Genomic DNA, 18,330 nt, shown 5'->3' with positions numbered 1-18,330 from the left:
GAAAGGCTGTCCATGTCCCATCCCCAGCGAGCCGCGATCATCGGCACCGGCCTGCGCGCCCAGTTGTTCACCCAGGGCCTGGCCCGGCGCGAGCACATCGACCTGGTCGCCCTGTGCGACCCGAACCAGACCCGCATGGCCGTGCACAACCGCCTCATCACCGCGCAGGGCCGGCCCCCGGCCGCGACCCTGCGCCCGGACGGGTACGCCGACCTGCTCCGCGACGTCGACACCGTGGTGGTCACCACTGTCGACGCCCTCCACGACACCTACATCGTCCCCGCGCTCGAGGCAGGCTGCCGGGTGATCACCGAGAAGCCGATGACCACGGACGCCGCCCGGTGCGCCAGGATCCTGGACGCCGTGGACCGCACGGGATCCGGCGTGACGGTGGCCTTCAACTACCGGTTCAACCCGGTGCACGAGAAGGTTCACCAGCTGCTGCGGGCGGGCGAGATCGGCGAGGTCCTGTCCGTGCACTTCGAATGGCTCCTGGACGTACGCCACGGCGCCGACTACTTCCGGCGCTGGCACCGTTCCAGGGCCGGCAGCGGCGGCCTGATGGTGCACAAGTCCGGACACCACTTCGACCTGGTGAACTGGTGGCTGGGCAGCGTGCCGCGACGCGTCTACGGGCAGGGCAGGCTGGCCTTCTACGGCGCGGCCAACGGGCGCGTGTCGGGGTACGCGCGCGACTACGAGCGCGCGCACGGATCGCCCGAGTCCGCGAGCGATCCGTTCGCCCTGGACCTCGCGGCGAACGACCAGCTCAGAGAGCTTTACCTGAACGCCGAGCACGAGGACGGCTACCTGCGCGACCGCAACGTGTTCGGCGACGGCATCACGATCGAGGACGACATGGCGGTCCTCGTGACCTACTCGAGCGGCGCCACGATGACCTACCACCTCACGGCGTACTCCCCCTGGGAGGGGTACCGGGTGATGTTCAACGGCACCCGGGGGAGGCTGGAACTGGAAGTGGAGGAGACTCAGTGGGCCGATCCGCGTACGCGCGTCACCGCCGGGTCGGGGGCGCTGCACGGCGACGTCGCCCCGCCCAACTCCGGCGGGGCGCGGATCCGGGTGCGTCCCCTGTGGGCGCCCCCGCGCGACATCCCGGTGACGGTGGTCCACGAAGGGCACGGGGGCGCCGACGAGCGCATGCTCGCCGCGATGTTCGACGGCGTGACCTCCCCGGTGGAGCTCGCGAATGAACGGGACGGCGCCCACGCCCTGGCGATCGGGCTTGCCGCCAACGAGTCGTTCGCCGCCGGGGAACCGGTCACCCTGCCGGCCGGCTAACCCCTCTGCGCGCCGCCGCCGGCCCGGTACAGGACGGGGTTGAGCGGAGTCTCCGGGACGGCGCCGACCTCGGCTCCGGGCAGCCACGCGCGCAGGTCGGCCCGCTGGTTGTCGTTCACCGGTTGGGAGACGGTGATGTCGGCGTCCATGTGGATCACGGTCATGACCCCGCGCGGGACGCCCGACCGGTTCGGCGCGGCGTGGTGAAACGTCCACCCAAGGTGGTAGCTCACGTCGCCGAGCCGGTAGGGCGTCCCGACGAGCGGGAAGTCCTGCTCGTCGAGCGCCTGCCGGAGCGCGCGCTCGGACTCTTCGCTGATGGGCAGGTCACGGCCGTACTCGAAGCGATGACTGCCGGCGGCGAAGGCCAGTGGCCCCATTTCGGCCGGCGTCTCCTGCAGGGGATCCAGACCGTCACGGTGCGGTCGGTGGCCAGGGGCCAGTAGTACTGGTCGGCGTGCCAGGGGGTGATCCCGCCACCGACTGCGGCTACAGGCCGCAGGCCCTTCAACATCAGCCTCGCAGGGCGAGCAGCGCCTCTCGTGCCGCGGCGAGCGCCTCTTCCTCGGAGGCTCCGGCGTGCAGCGCGGCCCTGGCGAACTCCTCGGCCGCTTCGGCCAGCCGGAGCCGGAACCGGTCGGCCGTGCCGGCGATGACGGCCGTCCGGCCGCGGCGCAGCTCCACCAGCCCCTCGTCGCGCAGCTGCTGGTAACCCCGCAGGACGGTGTGCAGGTTGATGCCCAGGGTGGCGGCCACATTGCGGGCCGAGGGGAGCCGGTCCCCGGGGGCCGCCGTGCCGCTGGCGAGCGCGGCGCGGACCGAGGCGGCGACCTGGTCGGCGAGAGGCTGGGGCGATGCCGGATCAATCGTGATCAGCACTACGCCGTCTCCCCCTGTCGTTGCCTGATCAGCCATCCGTTGACCAGTGCGGCCGCGGTCTCGGCTTCGCGCGTGGAGTAGACGAACCACCGGTCGTCGCTCAACGACAACGCCAGGACCGGCCCCTTCCCGCTGACCATGCCCCAGCCCGACGCGCTGTCGCCCAGCCTGTATCGCCCCGGAAGGGGCTCGCTTCTGGCCTCAGCGAACCGTACCGAGGAGTAAGGCACCGTCCGCCGCAGGATGGGCAGCCACGACGCCAGCACCGTGATCCCCGAGCCGTCGATCTGCAGGCGGGTGCGCGCCTGCGCCGCCTCGAAGATCGCCATCAGGGCCAGCATCAGTGTTCCTATCCATGCGTGCGAACCGACGGAAAGGGACAGTACGGCTGCCGTACCGAACGCCGCGGCGACCAGCAGCCTGCGCCCCGACCAGGCCGAGGTCACGAACAGGACGCGCTGCGACGGGCCGAGCGCCATGGTGAGCGTGTGCGGCGGCGGTGTGGCGGTCACCTCGGGCGGTGACGGTGTCGGCCCTGCCGCCAGGTAGCCCAGGCCGGCCGCCGCGACGGCCGCGGCTATCTCCACCGCCACGTGCCAGGCGGGCCGGGTCAGTGTGCCTTGGGCGTCGACCAGCAGCATCAGCCACAGCGCGGCGGACACCGACATGTACACGCCGACGACGAAGCTGAAGATCACCATGGCGCGCTGGAGCTGCGGCAGCCGCCAGTAGTACACGAACGGGACGACCAACGCCACTTCAAACCACACCAGCGAGAAGCGCCGTCCCGACAGCCAGCCCTCCCAGGTGGGCGCGTACTGGGGCAAAGTGGCCCAGCTCTCGACATAGGCGCGGTCGGGGAGACGCCCTCCGTAGACGCCGACCAGGGCCATGGGCACGATCAGCAGAAGCAGCGGGGGAACGACCGTCAAGGCCAGGCGACGGAGGCGCCCTGGCGCGGCGGTGTCGGGAAAATGGGACACGGCCCACCTCCAAACTGTTTGCTTTTGACTATAACACTGCGAACAGTTCCGGCCAGGTTGCGGCGAGGCCGGCACCCGCTGTGGCAACGTCACGATCGCAAGGCCCGGCATGGGGTTCGAGGAACAATCGCCCAGATCACGGCCAATTGGCGGCTCATCGCACGTTTCTCGTCCGCGGCTCGGGTTCGTGACGGATGAGGGGAGGCCGGCCTGCTGCTATCAGCGCCGACCTCCGAGGGACGAGTCGAACGCCCCAACAGCGATGTCAGAACGACTCGCGGAGGTCCCGCTTGAGTACCTTGCCTGAGGCGTTCTTGGGGAGGGCGGACACGAACGTGACGTGCTTGGGCGTCTTGAAGGCCGCCAGCCGCCCCCGCAGGAACGAGATCAGCTCGCCGGCCGTCAGCCCCGCGCCTTCGCGCAGCACCACGGCGGCCGCCACCGCCTCGATCCACCTCTCGTCCGGCACACCGAACACCGCCGCCTCCGCTACCGCGGGATGCTGGTAGATGGCCTCCTCGACCTCCCGGCTCGCCACATTCTCGCCACCCGACTTGATCATGTCCTTCTTCCTGTCCACGACCGACAGGTAGCCGTCGGCGTCCATGACGCCCAGGTCGCCGCTGTGGAACCAGCCGCCGCGGAACGCCTCGGCGGTCTTGGCGGGGTCGTTCCAGTAGCCGAGCATGGCGTGCGGGCTGCGGTGGACGATCTCGCCGACCACGCCGGGCGGCACAGGACGGTCCTCGTCGTCGACGATCCTGGTCTCGACGTTCAGCGCGGGCCGCCCGGCCGAGCCCAGCCGGGTGAGCTGCTCGTCCGGGCCGAGGATCGTGGCGACGGGTGCCATCTCGGTCTGGCCGTAGAAGTTGAACAGGCGCACCTCCGGCAGCCGCGTGGCGATCTCCTTCAGCACTTCGACGGGCATGATCGAGGCGCCGTAGTAGCCCTTGCGCAGCGACGACAGGTCCCTGCGGTCGAAGTACGGGTGGCGCAGCAGGCCGATCCAGACGGTGGGCGGGCAGAAGAGCTTCGTGGCGCGCTCACCCTCGATCGTGGCCAGGATCGTGCCCGGCTCGGCGGCCGGCAGGATGATGTTGGTGGCGCCCAGGTAGAGGCCCGGCGTGAGGAAGCAGTGCAGTTGCGCGCAGTGGTAGAGGGGCAGGGCGTGCACCTCGACGTCGTCGTGCCGCATCTCGCCGTCGACCATGCAGGTGACGTACTGGGAGATCAGGCCACGGCTCGACAGTGTGGCGCCCTTGGGGCGGGACTCGGTGCCGCTGGTGTACATGAGCTGGATCGGGTCGTCGTCGGCGATCTCGGCACGCGGCTCGGACGCGTCGTCGAAGGCCGCCCACTCCGCGAACGATTCCCAGCCGTCCGCCGACCCGATCACGCCGCGCACCGAGATCGCCGGTCCGGCCGCCGCCGCGGCGACCGGCAACAGCGCCTGCTCGGCCAGCATCCCGGTGGCGCCGGAGTGCTCCAGTATGTACGCGACCTCCGCGGCCCCCAGCATGAAGTTGATCGGAACCGAGATCGCGCCCAGCCGCGCCAGCGCGAAGTACGTCACCACGAACGCGTGGTTGTTGTGGCTGAAGACGGCGAACCTGTCGCCCTTGCCCACTCCCCGGGCGGCGAGCGCGTTGGCCGTGCGGTTCACCTGCACGTCGAGGTCGGCGTAGCTCTGCCGCAGGTCGCCGTACACGATGGCGGTCTTGGCGGGATGGCGTGCGGCGGAGCGTCGCAGGAGGTCACCGATGGCATGCTGACGAGTCATCCCGACACCCTTCATGGAACAGAGCGATGTTCGGGTGATCCTAACCCGTAACGGCCGCCGCGAGCCGCCGGTAGGAGTCGAGCCGCCGGTCCAGGTCGTACGTGTTCATCGTGACCAGCACCTCGTCCGCCCCGCTCGCCTCGACCAGCGAGCCCAGCGCGACCGCGACCTCACGCTCCGTCCCGTGCACCTGCCCCTTGAGCGCCTCCTCCAGGAACGCCCGCTCCCGCGCGCTCATCTCCAGCCCCCTGATCTCCTCGGCGGGCACGAGCGGCGCGAACACTCCGCTCGTGCGCGAGCGCGCGGTGGCCCACGCCTCCGGCAGTTGCAGCAGCGCCGCCGCCTCGCGGCTCGCGCCGACCGCGACGTTCACCGCGATCATCACGTACGGCGCCGCGGCCCACCCGGACGGCCGGAACCCGGCGCGGTACCTGGCCACGGCGTCGACCATCCGCGACCCCGCCCCGATCACCATCGGCAGCCCGTGCGCCGCCGCGATCTCCGCGCCCGCCCCCATGGCCAGCACGAACACCTGCGGCCGCAACCCCTCGGAGGGCAGGGCGCGCACCCCCGGATACGCCGGCCGCGTGCCGGTGAAGTAGCCGAGCAGTTCGCCGAGATCGTCGCCGAACCGGTCCGCGTCGTCCTTGCCGTGCCCGAGCGCCCTGCGGATGCCCCCAGTGAAACCCACAGAACGCCCGAGCCCCATGTCGACGCGGCCGGGATACAGCGACTCCAGCACGCCGAACTGCTCGGCCACCACCAGCGGCCGGTGGTTGGGCAGCATCACGCCGCCGGTGCCCACCCGGATCCGCGACGTGACCGCGGCCACCGCCGCCGCCAGCACCGTCGGCGCGGACCCGGCCACACCGGGCACGCTGTGGTGCTCGGACACCCAGAACCGGTGGTATCCGAGCTCCTCGGCCTGCCGCGCGAACCGCACGGTCTCGCGCAGCGCCTCGGCCGGGTCGGAGCCCTGCCGGACGAGCGAACGGTCCAGAATCGAGTACGCGGTCACAAATCTGTGCAACACGCGCGCGCCCCGGATCAATCCAGCGGATCTCCGGCGATCCCGTCGTAGAAGTCCAGCACCTGGGCCATCAGCGCGTCCGGCCAGACCAGCCTGCCGTCCGCGAACCCGCCCGCGGCACGTGCCACCATCCGCGGTACGGCGTCAGCGAGCGTAGACCCCCACCGACCAGCGCACAGGACGGTTGGTGAACTCGCCCCACCCGCCGAGCCGCCCGGTGACGGTGACCCGCTCACCCTTGGGGACCGTGACCTCGCTCATCGCCATCGGGAACGGGCCCTCCTCCCAGACGCCGCAGCCCGAGGTCTGGGGAAGCTCCTTGTCGCCGACCCGGAACGTGAACCACATCCGCGTGGCCAGGTCGCCCGTGCAGAGCTGCTCGACGCCGATCTGCCCGCCGGTGCCCTCGGCCGTCATCGTGAAGGACGAGTCCTGCGGCCACACGCCCGACGCGGAGGTGGCCAGCTCCATGCCGCCCAGCCGGTCGGGGAATGCCTTGACCTGGGCAGGCTCGACCGGTTCCGCGGGCGGAGTCCACTCGTAGACCGCCAGATCCCAGCCACCCGGCGGGAACTTGTCGGGCAGGCACGGCCCGTCCTTCTTCGTCCTCAGGCAGCCGTACTCGGTCGCGTCGAACTTGACCGTCACCTCCGTGGCGCCCGGCGGCACGGTCAGCGACCGCAGGTACATGCCGTCGGCGCAGCCGAACGAGGGGGCGGTGGCGCGCTTGCCGTTCACGGTCACGTCCGGCATGGCAGTCACGAACTCGCCGTCGCACGGCGCGGCCATGTCCAGCGGCCTCCCGGAGAGCGGGACCGTGACCGACACGGCCTTCTCGCCCGTGTCCCTGAGCTCGGCCGTGGCCAGGCGGCGGTATTCGGTGCCGTCCTGGGCGGTGAAGCTCTCGGGCAGCTTCGAGACGGGCCCGGCCGCAGCCGTCGTCGTCTCGCGGGGCACGGGCCCCGTCGTGCCGGGAAACAGGGAGACGCCCACCGCGATCGCGGCGACCGCCGCCATGCCCGTCACCATGCCCGCCGCCGCCCGCCGCCGCAGGCGGGTCCCGCGGATGCGGGCGCGGACCTGGTCGTGGCGGTGCGGGTTGGCGGGGGACGGGGCCTCGGCCTGGTCCCGCAGGGCCTCACGCAGGTCTTGCACGGTCATCGGTGCAGCTCCTTCACGATCGACTCGTCCACTCGCAGCTTGGCCAGCGCCTTGGCCGTCTGGCTCTTGACGGTGCCCTCCTGGCAGCCGAGGATCCTCGCCACCTCGGCCACCGGCAGGTCCTCGTAGAACCGCAGCACGATCACCGCGCGCTGCTTGGCGGGCAGCCGGCCCACCGCGTGCCACAGGTCGTCGCGTTCGCCGCCGGGCGCGTCGTGCGCGACCGTCTGGGGCAGGTCGTCGCTGGGCAACTCCCTGCGCCATCTGCGCCGCCACCAGGACGTGTACGTGGTCACGAGGACCTTGCGCACGTACGCCTCGGGCTCCTCGATGCCCGCCCAGGCGAACCAGGCCTTGGCCAGCGACTCCTGCAGCAGGTCCTCCGCGGTGCCCCAGTCGCGAGTCAGCAGGTACGCGGTACGTAACAGCCGATCCGACCTCGTAGCCACGAAGTCTTGAAATATCGCTCTATCCGCCAACGGGGAAACCGCCTCCTCAGTGAGCCTGCTGACGGTAGTGACGCATCGAACGCGACACCGGGTTGCCCGCACGCCCGGAACCAGGCCCGGCGACAGGCCGGGAAACGGGCCGGGAAACGGGCGCGTAAGGAGGGTCAGGTGGCCTCGGGGCGCGTGACCGTGAAGGGCGCCAGCTCGCCGAGCCCGCGTACCGACAGCCGGTTGACCGGCCGCAGCCGGAACGCCCGGTCGCCTTCCAGCTCCTCGGCCATCTCCGGGTCGGCCAGGATCGTGCCGGGCAGCGACAGCGCCGTGAGCCGGCTCGCCAGGTTGACCGTGGTGCCGAACACGTCGCCCATCCGCCAGATCACCTGCCCGGACGCCAGCCCCACCCGCAGCTCGGGCATGTCCTTGATGCGGGCGTGCGTCTCGATCAGCCGCAGCGCGATCTCCGCCGCCAGGTGCGCCTTGTCGGCCACGAACAGCACCGAGTCGCCCAGCGTCTTGACCACCCGCCCGCCGGAGGAGGTCACGATGTCGGCCGAGCGGCCCTCGAACCCGTCGATCAGCCTGGACAGCTCGCCGGGCGTGATCTGCCTGCTCAGCCGGGTGAACGCGACGAGATCGGCGAACCCGACGGCGAGGCGTACGGAGCTCATGTCCTGGTCGGCCATCCGTCCCGCAGCGGCGGCGAGCTGGCGCTGCCAGGCGTAGACCAGCAGCCGCGCCAAATCGGGCACCACCTGCTCGGCCCGCCGGCGCCACGCCCTGGGCCGCTCCGCCAGCGGCACCCCGGCCTGGTCGAGCGACTCCACGCCCACCTCGGCCTGCGACTCGGCCAGCCGGGCCGTGGCCCGGCCGATCGAGCGGGCGATCAGCAGCATGTGCTCGTCGTCGTAGGCGCCCGAGCTGACCATGCGCAGCATCGTCTTGAGCGCCTCGACGTCGGATTCGGTGAACTCGACCGCGTCGTCGGCCACGTTCGCGAATCCCAGGGCACGCCACAGCCGCCGCGCGCGGTAGACCGGCACCCCCGCCATCTCGGCGACCTGGTGACTGGTGTAGCGGCGCGGCTCCCGCAGGAACGCCTCCCGCAGCCCGTCGTCGTCCTCGAGCGCCACGGGGGCAACATAACACTTTGTGGGACGAATCACTCCAGGAGTGCCCGCAGGGCGGCCCGTTCCCCGGCCGGCACATGACCCGCGTAGTAGTCGTACATCGTCTTCCTGGACAACCGCGCCGCGAGCGGGCCGTCTCCGGCGCGTATGGCGGCCATGACCTCCTCGTGGTGCCTGATGCTCCGCCGCATCAGCGCCTCCCTGCCGGGAGCGGCGGCGATCTTCTCGGAGATCAGGCCGAGCACGATCGAGCGGACCACGTCGCTGCAGATCTGGATCAGCTTGTTGCCGCCCGCCCGGACGACCGCGTCGTGGAAGGCCACGTCGGCGGCCCCGAACTCGTCGTGACCCGTCTCGGCGGCGGCCTTCATGCGGGCGACGGCGGCGGCCATCTCGGCGAGCTGCTCCTCGCTGCGCAGCCGCGCGGCCAGCAGCATGGCCGCGGAGTCCAGCACCATCCTGAACTGCAGGAGCTCGCCCAGCGACAGCTCCTCCACCCGGGCCAGCGTGGTCATCGACTTGTGCAGCGCGGCGGGGGTGAACGGCAGCACCTCCGCGCCGTTCGGATCGCCGGGCCGCGAACGGACGAGGCCGCGCGCCTGGAGCACCCGCAGCGCCTCGCGCACGGTGGACCGGCTGACCGAGAACTGCACCATCAGCTCGCGCTCGCTCGGCAGCCGCTCACCCGGGCACAGGGAGCCGCTCTCGATGGCCTCCTCGATCTGCTCCACGACCCGCTCGTACGCGCGTACGGCGCGTACCGGCTCGAACCGCGGACCACTCATGGACGCCCCCTTGACCGAACCGCCGCCTGCTGGCAATGTGCAGCCTACTGGTCAGACCAGTGCACCAGCCAGGAGGCTTGCGAGACATGAGGCGCATCGGGATCTGGATCGCCGCCGGCGGTCTCCTGCTGGGCACGGCGGCCTGCGGAGGCGGAGGCGACGCGGGGACCGGCACCCCCGCGGCCCAGTCGCTGGCGGTCGGTTTCGTGGCCGAGCCCGCCAACCTCGACTTCACCGCCACCGAGGGCGCCGCCATCCCGCAGGCGCTGCTCGTCAACGTCTACGAGGGTCTGGTCAAGCTCGGCCAGGACGGCGAGATCGTGCCGCTGCTCGCCGAGAAGTGGGACGTCTCACCCGACAGGAAGACCTATACCTTCACGCTGCGCGACAACGTGAAGTTCACCAACGGCGCGCCGTTCACGGCCGACGACGTGGTGTTCGCGCTCGACCGGGTGCGGACCGACTGGAAGCTCAAGATCAAGTCGCAGCTCGACGTCATCGACGAGGTGGACAAGAAGGACGACACCACCGCCGTCGTCACGCTCAAGCGGCCCAGCAACGGCTTCCTCTACTCGCTGGCCACCAGGCTCGGCGCCATGTTCAGCCGCACCGGCGTCGCCGACCTGGCCAACAAGCCCGTCGGCACCGGACCTTACACGCTGGGCTCGTGGCGGCGCGGCGACTCCATCAAGCTCGGCGCCAACCCCTCCTACTGGGGCAAGAAGCCGCCGCTTGGCACGATCACGCTGAAGTACTTCAAGGACGCCACGGCGATGAACAACGCGCTGCTGACCGGTGGCATCGACGTCATCTCCAGCGTCCAGGCGCCCGAGTCGCTGCAGCAGTTCGCCGACCCCAATCGTTTCCAGACGGTCGAGGGCACCACCAACGGCGAGGTCGTGCTGTCGATGAACAACGGCCGCCCGCCGTTCGACGACAAGCGGGTCAGGCAGGCGGTCAGGCACGCGATCGACCACAAGGCGCTGCTGGAGACCGCCTGGGCCGGGCGCGGGCAGCTGATCGGCTCGATGGTGCCGCCCACCGACCCCTGGTACGAGGACCGCACAGCCGACTACCAATACGATCCGGCCAAGGCCAGGCAGTTGCTCGGCGGCCGGACGCTGAACGTCAAGATGCGCATCCCCAACCTGCCGTACGCGGTCAACAGCGCGCAGGTCGTCAAGTCGCAGCTCGCCCAGGTGGGCATCACGGCCGAGATCGAGCCCCTGGAGTTCCCCGCCCGCTGGCTGGACCTGGTGTTCACGCAGGGCGACTACGACTTGTCCATTATCAACCACGTCGAACCCCGCGACATGAGCATTTTCGCGGATAAGTCCTACTACTTCCGCTACGACAACCCCGAGTTCGGGAAGCTGCTGGCCTCCGCCGACGAGGGCACCGAGCAGCAGCAGGCCGACGACCTCAAGCAGGCCGCCAAGCTCCTGTCCGACGACGCCGCCGCGGACTTCCTCTTCCTCTTCCCCAACCTGATCGTGGCGAAGAAGGGCGTCACCGGGCTGCCGAAGAACGCCATCGCGGAGTCCTTCGACTTCACCGCGCTCGCCAAGCAGTGACGCTCTACCTGCTGAAACGGCTGGCCGTGCTGGTCGCGAGCACGGCCGTGGCCGCGGTGGTGGTGTTCGCGTTCATGGCGCTGCTGCCAGGTGACCCGGCCGAGATCGCGCTGGGCGTCAACGCGACGCCGGAGGCGGTGGCCGAGCTGCGCCGGCAGTTCGGCACCGACCGGGCGCCCGTCGTCCAGTTCCTCGACTGGTTCGGCGGCCTCGCCCAGGGCGACTTCGGCACCTCCTACGTGACCAGCTCGCCCATCGGCCCGCAGATCGGCGACCGGCTCGGTGTCACGGCGGTGCTGGTGCTCGGCGGCATGGCCCTGGCGCTGGCGATCGCGGTGCCGCTCGGGACGTTCGCCGCCGTGCGCCACCGCGACCCCCTGGGCGCGCTCATCAGCGCGGCCAGCCAGCTCGGCATCGCGGTCCCGGCCTTCCTGGCCGGCATCCTGCTGGTGTTCGTGTTCGCGGTGCAGGCCCAGGCGCTGCCGTCGGGCGGCTACGTGCCGATCGCGGAGAGCCCGGGGGAGTGGCTGCGCAGCCTCCTGCTCCCGTGGCTGTCGCTCGGCCTCGTGCAGGGCGCGGTGCTCACCCGGTACGTCCGCAGCGCCGTGCTCGACGTGATGCGCGAAGACTACCTGCGCACGGCCCGCGCCAAGGGCCGGGGCAGCACCGGCGCGCTGTGGCGGCACGGGCTGCGCAACGCCTCGATCCCCGTGGTCACCGTGCTCGGGTTGCAACTGGCCACGCTGCTGGTCGGCGCGGTCGTGGTGGAGCGGGTGTTCGTCATCCCCGGCCTCGGCGACCTGCTGCTGAACGGCGTGGCGGGGCGCGACCTGCTGCTCGTCCAAGGTGTGGTGATGGTGCTGGTGGCGGCCGTGCTGCTGATCAACTTCGTGGTGGACGTGACGTACCATCTGCTCGACCCGAGGCTGCGATGAGGGGCCGGATGAACGCCGGGCTGCTCGTCGGCGGCGTGCTCGTCGGGATCGTGGTGCTGGCGGCGCTGGTGTCGTTCTTCTGGACGCCGCACGACCCGACGCTCGTGGACGCGGCGCGCAAGCTGCGCGAGCCTGGCGGCGGCAACCCGCTGGGGGCCGACAAGTTCGGCCGCGACACGCTCAGCCAGCTCATGGTCGGCGCCCGCACCACGCTCTACGTCGGCATCGTGGCGGTCGGCATCGCCGCCGTGATCGGGATCCCGCTCGGCGTGATCGCCGGGATGACGCCGCGCGGCGGGCTCGGTGAGCTGATCATGCGGGTGAACGACCTGGTGTTCGCCTTCCCCGCGCTGCTGCTCGCCGTCATGCTGGGCGCGGTCTACGGGGCGGGCACGCTCACCGCGATGATCGCGATCGGCGTGGCGACCGTGCCCGCCTTCGCCCGCGTGGCCCGAGCCGCCACACTGCAAGTCATGGTGACCGACTACATCCTCGCCGCCAGGGCCGCGGGGCGGCGCCGGACGGCGATCGCGGTCCGTCACGTGGTGCCGAACATCGGGTCCGTGCTCATCGTGCAGGCGTCGGTGTCGTTCGCGATCGCGATCCTGGCCGAGGCGGCGCTGTCGTTCCTCGGCTTCGGCACCCGCCCGCCGACCCCGTCGTGGGGGCGGATGCTGCAGGAGTCGCAGGAACTGCTCTTCTCCACCCCGCGCCTCGCCCTGTGGCCCGGACTGGCGATCGCGCTGGCGGTGCTCGGCTTCAACCTCCTCGGCGACGGCCTGCGTGACTTCCTCGACCCGAAGCTCAGGAGGATCCGGGAGCGAACCCGACGCAGCGAGCGGAGTGGAGGCCCGACGGAGGAGGGACTCCGCGGAGCGAGTGAGGAGTGGTGAGCGACCAATTGAACACGCTGAGCGTTGAGGGGTTGACCGTGCGGGCGGACGCGGTGGAACTGGTGCACGAGGTGTCGTTCTCCATCGCGCCTGGTGAGCGGGTCGGGTTGATCGGCGAGTCGGGCTCGGGCAAGTCGCTGACCGCACTGTCGCTCATGGGCCTGCTCCCGGAGGGCGTCACCGCCTCGGGCCGGGCCAGGCTCGGGGACCACGACCTGGTCGGCGTGCCGGAGAGCCGGATCAAGGACCTGCGCGGGCGCGACGTCTCCATGGTCTTCCAGGAGCCGATGACCGCGCTGAACCCGCTCATGCGGATCGGCGCCCAGGTCGCCGAGGTCATGACCCTGCACGGCCGGGGCAGGCAGGAGGCCCGCTCCCGGTCGCTCGACCTCCTCGGCCGGGTACGCCTGCCCGACCCGGGACAGATCGCGCGCGCGTACCCGCACCAGCTCTCCGGCGGGCAGCGGCAGCGCGTCATGCTCGCCATCGCCCTGGCCAACGAGCCCGAGCTGCTCATCTGCGACGAGCCCACCACCGCGCTCGACGTCACCGTGCAGAAGCAGATGCTCGACCTGATCGCCGAGGTCGCGCCCGCGCTGCTGTTCATCACCCACGACCTCGCCGTCGTCGCCTCCGTGTGCGAGCGGGTCCTGGTCATGTACGGCGGCCGCGTCGTCGAGTCCGGCCCCATCCGCGAGGTCTTCACCCGGCCCCGCCACCGCTACACCGAGGGCCTGCTGGCCGCTTCCAAGCTCACCCCGCGCGGCACCCGGCTGCCCACCATCAAGGGCAGCGTCCCCCCGGCCGGCCGGTTCCCCGGCGGCTGCGTGTTCAGGAACCGCTGCCCGCACGCCACCCCTGCGTGCGAGGTGGCGCCGGCACTGACAGGAGACGGACATGCCCACGCATGCCGGCACCCCGCCGATTGAGCAGGAGACGGACACGCCCGCGCCCGCCGGAACCCCGCTGATCGAGGCCCGGGGGCTGAACCGGGTCTACCACCGGCCCCGCACCTCGCTCACCACGCCGGGCGCCGCCGTCCACGCGCTGCGCGAGGTGTCCCTGACCGTACGGCGCGGCGAGCGGTACGGCGTCGTCGGCGAGTCCGGCTCGGGCAAGTCCACCCTGCTGCGCCTGCTCTGCGCGCTCGACCAGCCCACCAGCGGCTCCATCCGGTTCGACGGGCGGGAGATCACCGGCCGGCCTGAGCGGCGGCTGCGCTTCCTGCGGGAGAACCTCCAGATCGTCTTCCAGGACCCGATGAGCTCGCTCGACCCCCGCATGCGGGTGCGCGACCTCGTCGCCGAACCGCTCGTCGCCCTCGGCCTGCCGGTCGGCGGCCGGGTGGCCGAACTGCTCGACGCGGTCGGGCTGCCCGCCACGGCCGCCGGCCGGTACCCGCACCAGTTCTCCGGCGGGCAGCGGCAGCGCATCGCCATCGCCCGCGCGCTCGCGCCCCGTCCGGCGGTCCTGGTCGCCGACGAGCCGGTCAGCGCACTGGACGTCTCGGTGCGCGGGCAGATACTCAACCTGCTGGCCGACCTCGTCGACGAGCTCGGGCTGACGCTCGTGTTCGTCTCGCACGACCTGTCCGTGGTACGGCACGTGTGCGAGACGGTCGCGGTCATGAGCGCGGGCGAGATCGTGGAGAACGGTCCCGTGGACGAGGTCTGGGCCGCGCCCGCCCACCCCTACACGCGTACGTTGCTGAAGGCCGTACCGACTCTGGAGGGATTGCTGTGATCGACGTCGATGCCGATGGAGTGGTGGCGTTCACGCAGGAGTTGGTGCGGATCCCCAGCACCAACGACCCGGGACGGCGTGAGCGCGCCGCCGCGGAACTGGTGGCCGCCAGGATGCGGGAGTGGGGCTGGGAGCCCGCCGTGTACGAGGTGGCACCCGACCGGCCGAACGTGGTGGCCGTGGTCGAGGGCGGCGGCGGTGCCGGGCCGACGCTGATGTTCGAGGGGCACACCGACGTCGTGACCGAGGGCGACCTGTCCACCTGGACCGTGGACCCGTTCGGCGGGGAGGTCCGCGACGGCCGGTTGTGGGGGCGGGGCAGCGCCGACATGAAGTCCGGCCTGGCCGCCACCCTCTACGCCACCCGCGCGTTGCAGCTCGCCGGGCCGTTCCCCGGGCGGATCAAGGTGTGCGCGCTGGCCGACGAGGAAGGGCTGATGCTCGGCGCGCACCACTTCGTCTCCACCGGTCTCGGGGCCGACGTGGACGGCGCGATCGTCGCCGAGCCCGAGGCGGGCGAGATCTGCGCGGTGGCCAAGGGGGCTCTGCGGCTGCGGGTCGACCTCACCGGCAAGATGGCGCACGGGGCGATGCCGGGGCACGGCCGCAACCCGATCCAGGCGGCCGGCGCGCTGCTGGCGGAGCTGCCTTCTCTCCAGGAGGCTCTGCAGGCGCGCCATCCGGCGCACGAGCACCTCGGCGAGGTGTACGTGACTCCGACCGTCCTGCGGGCCGGCTCCGAGGAACAGGTGAACGTCATCCCCGCCGTCGCCTCGCTCTTCGTGGACGTGCGGACGATCCCCGGCGTCGAGCACAAGGAGGTGACCGACCAGGTGGCGGCGCTCGCCGCCCGCGACGGCGTCTCCGCCGTCGTGTCGGTGCTCGTGGACCGGCCGCCGGTGGACGTGCCCGTGTCCGACCCCGTGGTGGCCGCGCTGGCCGCCGCCCACCGGTCGGTGACGGGGGAGGAGCCGGTGTACGGCGGGGTGCCCGGCTCGACCGACGGGTCCGTGCTGACGCACTGGGGCGGGATCCCCTCCGTGGTGTACGGGCCGGGCGGCAAGTGGATCGCGCACCAGGCGGACGAGTTCGTGGAGGTGGCGGAGATCGTCCGGTGCACCCAGGTGTTCGCCGAGGCCGCCCGCCGGTTCCTGAACGGCGACCTCTGATGCGCCCCGGTCTGGAGGAGTGGGTGCTGGACGGTGGTGTCTGATGCGGCTTGGACCGGCTGACCCGGTGCTGGACGGTGACGTGTGATGCGCCCAGGACCGACTAACTCGCTGCTGGACGTGGCGGGTCTGCGGGTTGGTCATGCGCAGCGGGTCGGAGGCGGGCATCTCACCGGCACCACCGTGGTCCTGGCTCCGCGCGAAGGGGCGGTGGCGGGGGTGGACGTGCGCGGCGCCGCCCCGGGGACCAGGGAGACCGAGCTGCTCGATCCGCGCAACCTCGTGGAGCGCGTGCACGCCGTCGTGTTGTCGGGCGGGAGCTCGTACGGGCTGGCGGCCGCCTCCGGAGTGATGGACCGCCTGGGGGACGCGGGCGTCGGCTACCCGGTCGAGGGCGGCGTCGTCCCGATCGTCCCGGCGGCCGTCATCTTCGACCTGGGCCGCGGCGGCACCTTCCGCGCGGTCCCCGACGCCTGCCTCGGCACCGCCGCGTACGACGCCGCCACCTCGTCCCGGTGCGGCAAGCTCGCCGCGGTCGCCCACGACGGCCTGGCCAGGGCGATCAGGCCGGCCCACACCATGACCGACGGCGACACGATCTTCGGCCTGGCCACCTGCGCCCGCCCGGCGCCCGGCCACGACGCCTTCCAGGAGGTCCTGGCGGCAGCGGCCGACGTGTTCAGCCGCGCCATCGCGCACGCCATCCTGGCCGCCACCGGACGCACGGACGCGCCCGCGTACCTCGACGTGTTCCCGAGCGCGCAAGGGGGAGGTCTGTGATCACGCGCCGGCGTGCCTGGGCCTGTTCCTGGGCGACCTGCGTGACCGCTGGAGTCGCGCTGGGGCATCTTGACGTCCTCCCGGGGGACCGAGGGAGGTTTGTGATGGGGTGTCTGGAGGCGCTCGCAGGGGAGCTGCGTGAGCGTCGGAGCCGTGCCGGGGTGCGTCGGCGTTTCTCCGAGTGCCGGGAGGGAGGGGCATGAGTCTTGAGACCGCGTGGCCGTCCGGCCTGCCGGTTGGGGATGGCTGGGTGGAGACGGGGCGGACCTCCGAGGTGATCTTCCCCTACGACGGGACGCCGGTGGCCGCCGCCCCGCTGGGGACGCCCGCGCACGCGCGTCAGGCCGTGGACGAGGCCCTCGCCGTGGCCCCCGCGATGGCCGCGTTGCCGTCACACGCCCGCCGGGCCGCACTCATGACGGCCCACGACGCCCTGGCGGCGCGGCGGGAGGAGTTCGAGCGGCTGCTCGTCATGGAGACCGGCAAGCCGCTCGTCGACTGCAGGGTCGAGGTGTCCAGAACGCTCCTCACCCTGGCCACGGCCGCCGAGGAGGTGGCCAGGCTGCACGGCGAGACGGTGCCGCTCGACCTGCTGCCATCGGGAGAGGGCCTGATCGGGTTCTGGACGCGCCGGCCGATCGGCGTCGTCGTCGGGATCACCGGCTTCAACTACCCGCTCCTCCTGGCCGCGCACAAGATCGCGCCGGCCGTGGCGGCGGGCTGTCCCGTGGTTGTCAAGCCCGCGCCCGCGACACCGCTGGCCACGCTCTGGCTGGTCCACCTGCTCCGCTCGTCGGGCGCGCTGCCCCCGGCCGGCGTGCAGCTCGTCACCGGAGACGTCGAGGTGGGCCGGACGCTGGTGGAGGACCGGCGGATCGGGGTGGTGTCGTTCACCGGCTCGGCCGCCGCCGGCCACGCCATCGCACGCGCCGCCGCGCCGACCAAGGTGCTGCTGGAACTCGGCTCGAACGCCGCCCTCGTCGTGGCGGCCGACGCCGACCTGGAGGCCGCCGCGGACGCCGTCGTACGCGGTGGCTACTACGCCTCCGGCCAGGCGTGCATCTCGGTCCAGCGGGTGCTGGTCGAGGAGCCCGTACGCGCGGAGTTCCTGTCCCTGCTTGCCGCCCGCGTCAAGGACGTCGCCGTCGGCGACCCCCGGCTGCCCGGCACCCGGGTGGCGCCGCTCATCGACGAGGCCGCCACGGAACGCGTACTGGAGTGGATCGCCGCCGCCGGGGCCGAGATCGTCACGGGCGGGCACCTCGACGGACGGGCCATCGCGCCGACCGTGCTCGACGGCGTCCCCGACGGGGTCGCCGCGTGGGACGAGGAGATCTTCGGGCCCGTGGTGTGCGTGCGCCCGGTGCCGGACCTCGACGCCGCGTTCGCCGCCGTCAACGCGTCGCGCTACGCCCTGCACGCGGCCGTGTTCACCCGGTCGCTCGCCACCGCGTTCGCGGCGATCGAGCGGATCGAGGCCGGGGGAGTGGTGGTCAACGACGTGCCGGGGTTCAGGGCGGACAACATGCCGTACGGGGGCGTCAAGGACTCAGGCGCCGGCCGGGAGGGGCCGCGGTTCGCCATCCAGGAGCTGACCGTCACCAGAATGGCGATCATCCGCCCCTGACAGGCCGGCACCGAGGACAGGCCGGCCGGGCGGGTCGAAGCCTCCAAGGCAGGCCGGCCGGGGGTCGAAGGCTCCACGGCGGCTGCTGGTGCGGTTCTCGGCGTGTTCCTGAG

Annotated in this window: 18 protein-coding genes; 9 read left to right on the top strand and 9 right to left on the bottom strand. The window is 71.8% G+C overall.

The features are described from left to right. Positions 1-12: 12 nt before the first annotated feature. Complete coding sequence (locus ITP53_RS36445; protein WP_195900014.1) at positions 13-1,302, top strand: Gfo/Idh/MocA family protein; 1,290 nt, start codon at positions 13-15, stop codon at positions 1,300-1,302. On the opposite strand, the gene ITP53_RS36440 is transcribed toward ITP53_RS36445, so the two are convergent. From ITP53_RS36440 to ITP53_RS36400, 9 genes are all read right to left on the bottom strand, one after another. Continuing rightward, complete coding sequence (locus ITP53_RS36440) at positions 1,299-1,682, bottom strand: phytanoyl-CoA dioxygenase family protein (protein ID WP_207756919.1); 384 nt, start codon at positions 1,680-1,682, stop codon at positions 1,299-1,301. The genes ITP53_RS36445 and ITP53_RS36440 overlap by 4 nt on opposite strands. 133 nt (positions 1,683-1,815) lie before the next feature. After that, positions 1,816-2,181 (bottom strand): GntR family transcriptional regulator, encoded by a 366-nt coding sequence (locus tag ITP53_RS36435; RefSeq protein WP_195900013.1) that lies wholly within the window; start codon positions 2,179-2,181, stop codon positions 1,816-1,818. Continuing rightward, entirely contained in the window at positions 2,181-3,164 is a 984-nt protein-coding gene (locus tag ITP53_RS36430) for a hypothetical protein (protein ID WP_195900012.1), read from the bottom strand. The genes ITP53_RS36435 and ITP53_RS36430 overlap by 1 nt, the downstream gene beginning before the upstream one ends. Before the next feature lie 265 nt (positions 3,165-3,429). Then, complete coding sequence (locus ITP53_RS36425) at positions 3,430-4,944, bottom strand: acyl-CoA synthetase (protein ID WP_236051532.1); 1,515 nt, start codon at positions 4,942-4,944, stop codon at positions 3,430-3,432. Between the two features lie 40 nt (positions 4,945-4,984). Continuing rightward, positions 4,985-5,977, bottom strand: a complete 993-nt coding sequence (locus ITP53_RS36420; protein ID WP_328816907.1) for an LLM class flavin-dependent oxidoreductase — start codon at positions 5,975-5,977, stop codon at positions 4,985-4,987. A 141-nt stretch (positions 5,978-6,118) separates the two neighbouring features. Then, entirely contained in the window at positions 6,119-7,135 is a 1,017-nt protein-coding gene (locus ITP53_RS36415; protein ID WP_195900010.1) for a hypothetical protein, read from the bottom strand. Then, entirely contained in the window at positions 7,132-7,614 is a 483-nt protein-coding gene (locus ITP53_RS36410) for a SigE family RNA polymerase sigma factor (RefSeq protein WP_195900009.1), read from the bottom strand. The genes ITP53_RS36415 and ITP53_RS36410 overlap by 4 nt, the downstream gene beginning before the upstream one ends. Before the next feature lie 134 nt (positions 7,615-7,748). Further along, the gene (locus ITP53_RS36405) at positions 7,749-8,714 is read right to left on the bottom strand and encodes an adenylate/guanylate cyclase domain-containing protein (protein WP_195900008.1); all 966 of its coding nucleotides are present in this window, start codon (positions 8,712-8,714) and stop codon (positions 7,749-7,751) included. Between the two features lie 29 nt (positions 8,715-8,743). After that, positions 8,744-9,496 (bottom strand): FadR/GntR family transcriptional regulator, encoded by a 753-nt coding sequence (locus tag ITP53_RS36400; protein WP_195900007.1) that lies wholly within the window; start codon positions 9,494-9,496, stop codon positions 8,744-8,746. A gap of 86 nt (positions 9,497-9,582) precedes the next feature. Here ITP53_RS36400 and ITP53_RS36395 point away from each other — a divergent pair, with 86 nt between their 5' ends. From ITP53_RS36395 to ITP53_RS36360, 8 genes are all read left to right on the top strand, one after another. After that, positions 9,583-11,070, top strand: coding sequence for an ABC transporter substrate-binding protein (locus ITP53_RS36395; protein ID WP_195900006.1), 1,488 nt, complete (start codon positions 9,583-9,585; stop codon positions 11,068-11,070). Further along, the gene (locus ITP53_RS36390) at positions 11,067-12,005 is read left to right on the top strand and encodes an ABC transporter permease (protein WP_195900005.1); all 939 of its coding nucleotides are present in this window, start codon (positions 11,067-11,069) and stop codon (positions 12,003-12,005) included. Before ITP53_RS36395 ends, ITP53_RS36390 begins: the two co-directional genes overlap by 4 nt. 8 nt (positions 12,006-12,013) lie before the next feature. Then, positions 12,014-12,898: an ABC transporter permease gene (locus ITP53_RS36385; protein ID WP_236051531.1), complete on the top strand. Its 885-nt coding sequence runs from the start codon at positions 12,014-12,016 to the stop codon at positions 12,896-12,898. Next, entirely contained in the window at positions 12,895-13,827 is a 933-nt protein-coding gene (locus ITP53_RS36380) for an ABC transporter ATP-binding protein (RefSeq protein ID WP_195900004.1), read from the top strand. The genes ITP53_RS36385 and ITP53_RS36380 overlap by 4 nt, the downstream gene beginning before the upstream one ends. After that, a complete protein-coding gene (locus ITP53_RS36375) occupies positions 13,796-14,641 on the top strand; it encodes an ATP-binding cassette domain-containing protein (RefSeq protein WP_195900003.1) in 846 nt (281 codons plus the stop codon). Before ITP53_RS36380 ends, ITP53_RS36375 begins: the two co-directional genes overlap by 32 nt. Next, positions 14,638-15,810 (top strand): M20 family metallopeptidase, encoded by a 1,173-nt coding sequence (locus ITP53_RS36370; RefSeq protein WP_328816903.1) that lies wholly within the window; start codon positions 14,638-14,640, stop codon positions 15,808-15,810. Before ITP53_RS36375 ends, ITP53_RS36370 begins: the two co-directional genes overlap by 4 nt. An 87-nt stretch (positions 15,811-15,897) precedes the next feature. Further along, positions 15,898-16,590, top strand: coding sequence for a P1 family peptidase (locus tag ITP53_RS36365; protein ID WP_195900002.1), 693 nt, complete (start codon positions 15,898-15,900; stop codon positions 16,588-16,590). Between the two features lie 199 nt (positions 16,591-16,789). Then, on the top strand, positions 16,790-18,217 hold the full coding sequence (locus ITP53_RS36360; RefSeq protein WP_195900001.1) for an aldehyde dehydrogenase family protein: 1,428 nt from the start codon (positions 16,790-16,792) through the stop codon (positions 18,215-18,217). Positions 18,218-18,330 lie beyond the last annotated feature (113 nt).

The sequence above is a fragment of the Nonomuraea cypriaca genome (assembly GCF_015645445.1).
Classification (GTDB): Bacteria; Actinomycetota; Actinomycetes; order Streptosporangiales; family Streptosporangiaceae; genus Nonomuraea; species Nonomuraea cypriaca.
Note: the sequence above shows the minus strand (reverse complement) of the source record. Positions and strands in the feature narration are given on the sequence as shown.

Excerpts from the sequence above, each read along its gene's own strand:
- ITP53_RS36445 (WP_195900014.1), top strand. The coding sequence starts at position 13 with ATGTCCCATCCCCAGCGAGCCGCGATCATCGGCACCGGCCTGCGCGCC.
- ITP53_RS36425 (WP_236051532.1), bottom strand. The coding sequence starts at position 4,944 with ATGACTCGTCAGCATGCCATCGGTGACCTCCTGCGACGCTCCGCCGCA.
- ITP53_RS36440 (WP_207756919.1), bottom strand. The coding sequence starts at position 1,682 with ATGGGGCCACTGGCCTTCGCCGCCGGCAGTCATCGCTTCGAGTACGGC.
- ITP53_RS36415 (WP_195900010.1), bottom strand. The coding sequence starts at position 7,135 with ATGACCGTGCAAGACCTGCGTGAGGCCCTGCGGGACCAGGCCGAGGCC.
- ITP53_RS36375 (WP_195900003.1), top strand. The coding sequence starts at position 13,796 with ATGCCCACGCATGCCGGCACCCCGCCGATTGAGCAGGAGACGGACACG.
- ITP53_RS36395 (WP_195900006.1), top strand. The coding sequence starts at position 9,583 with ATGAGGCGCATCGGGATCTGGATCGCCGCCGGCGGTCTCCTGCTGGGC.
- ITP53_RS36360 (WP_195900001.1), top strand. The coding sequence starts at position 16,790 with ATGAGTCTTGAGACCGCGTGGCCGTCCGGCCTGCCGGTTGGGGATGGC.
- ITP53_RS36365 (WP_195900002.1), top strand. The coding sequence starts at position 15,898 with ATGCGCCCAGGACCGACTAACTCGCTGCTGGACGTGGCGGGTCTGCGG.
- ITP53_RS36385 (WP_236051531.1), top strand. The coding sequence starts at position 12,014 with ATGAACGCCGGGCTGCTCGTCGGCGGCGTGCTCGTCGGGATCGTGGTG.
- ITP53_RS36400 (WP_195900007.1), bottom strand. The coding sequence starts at position 9,496 with ATGAGTGGTCCGCGGTTCGAGCCGGTACGCGCCGTACGCGCGTACGAG.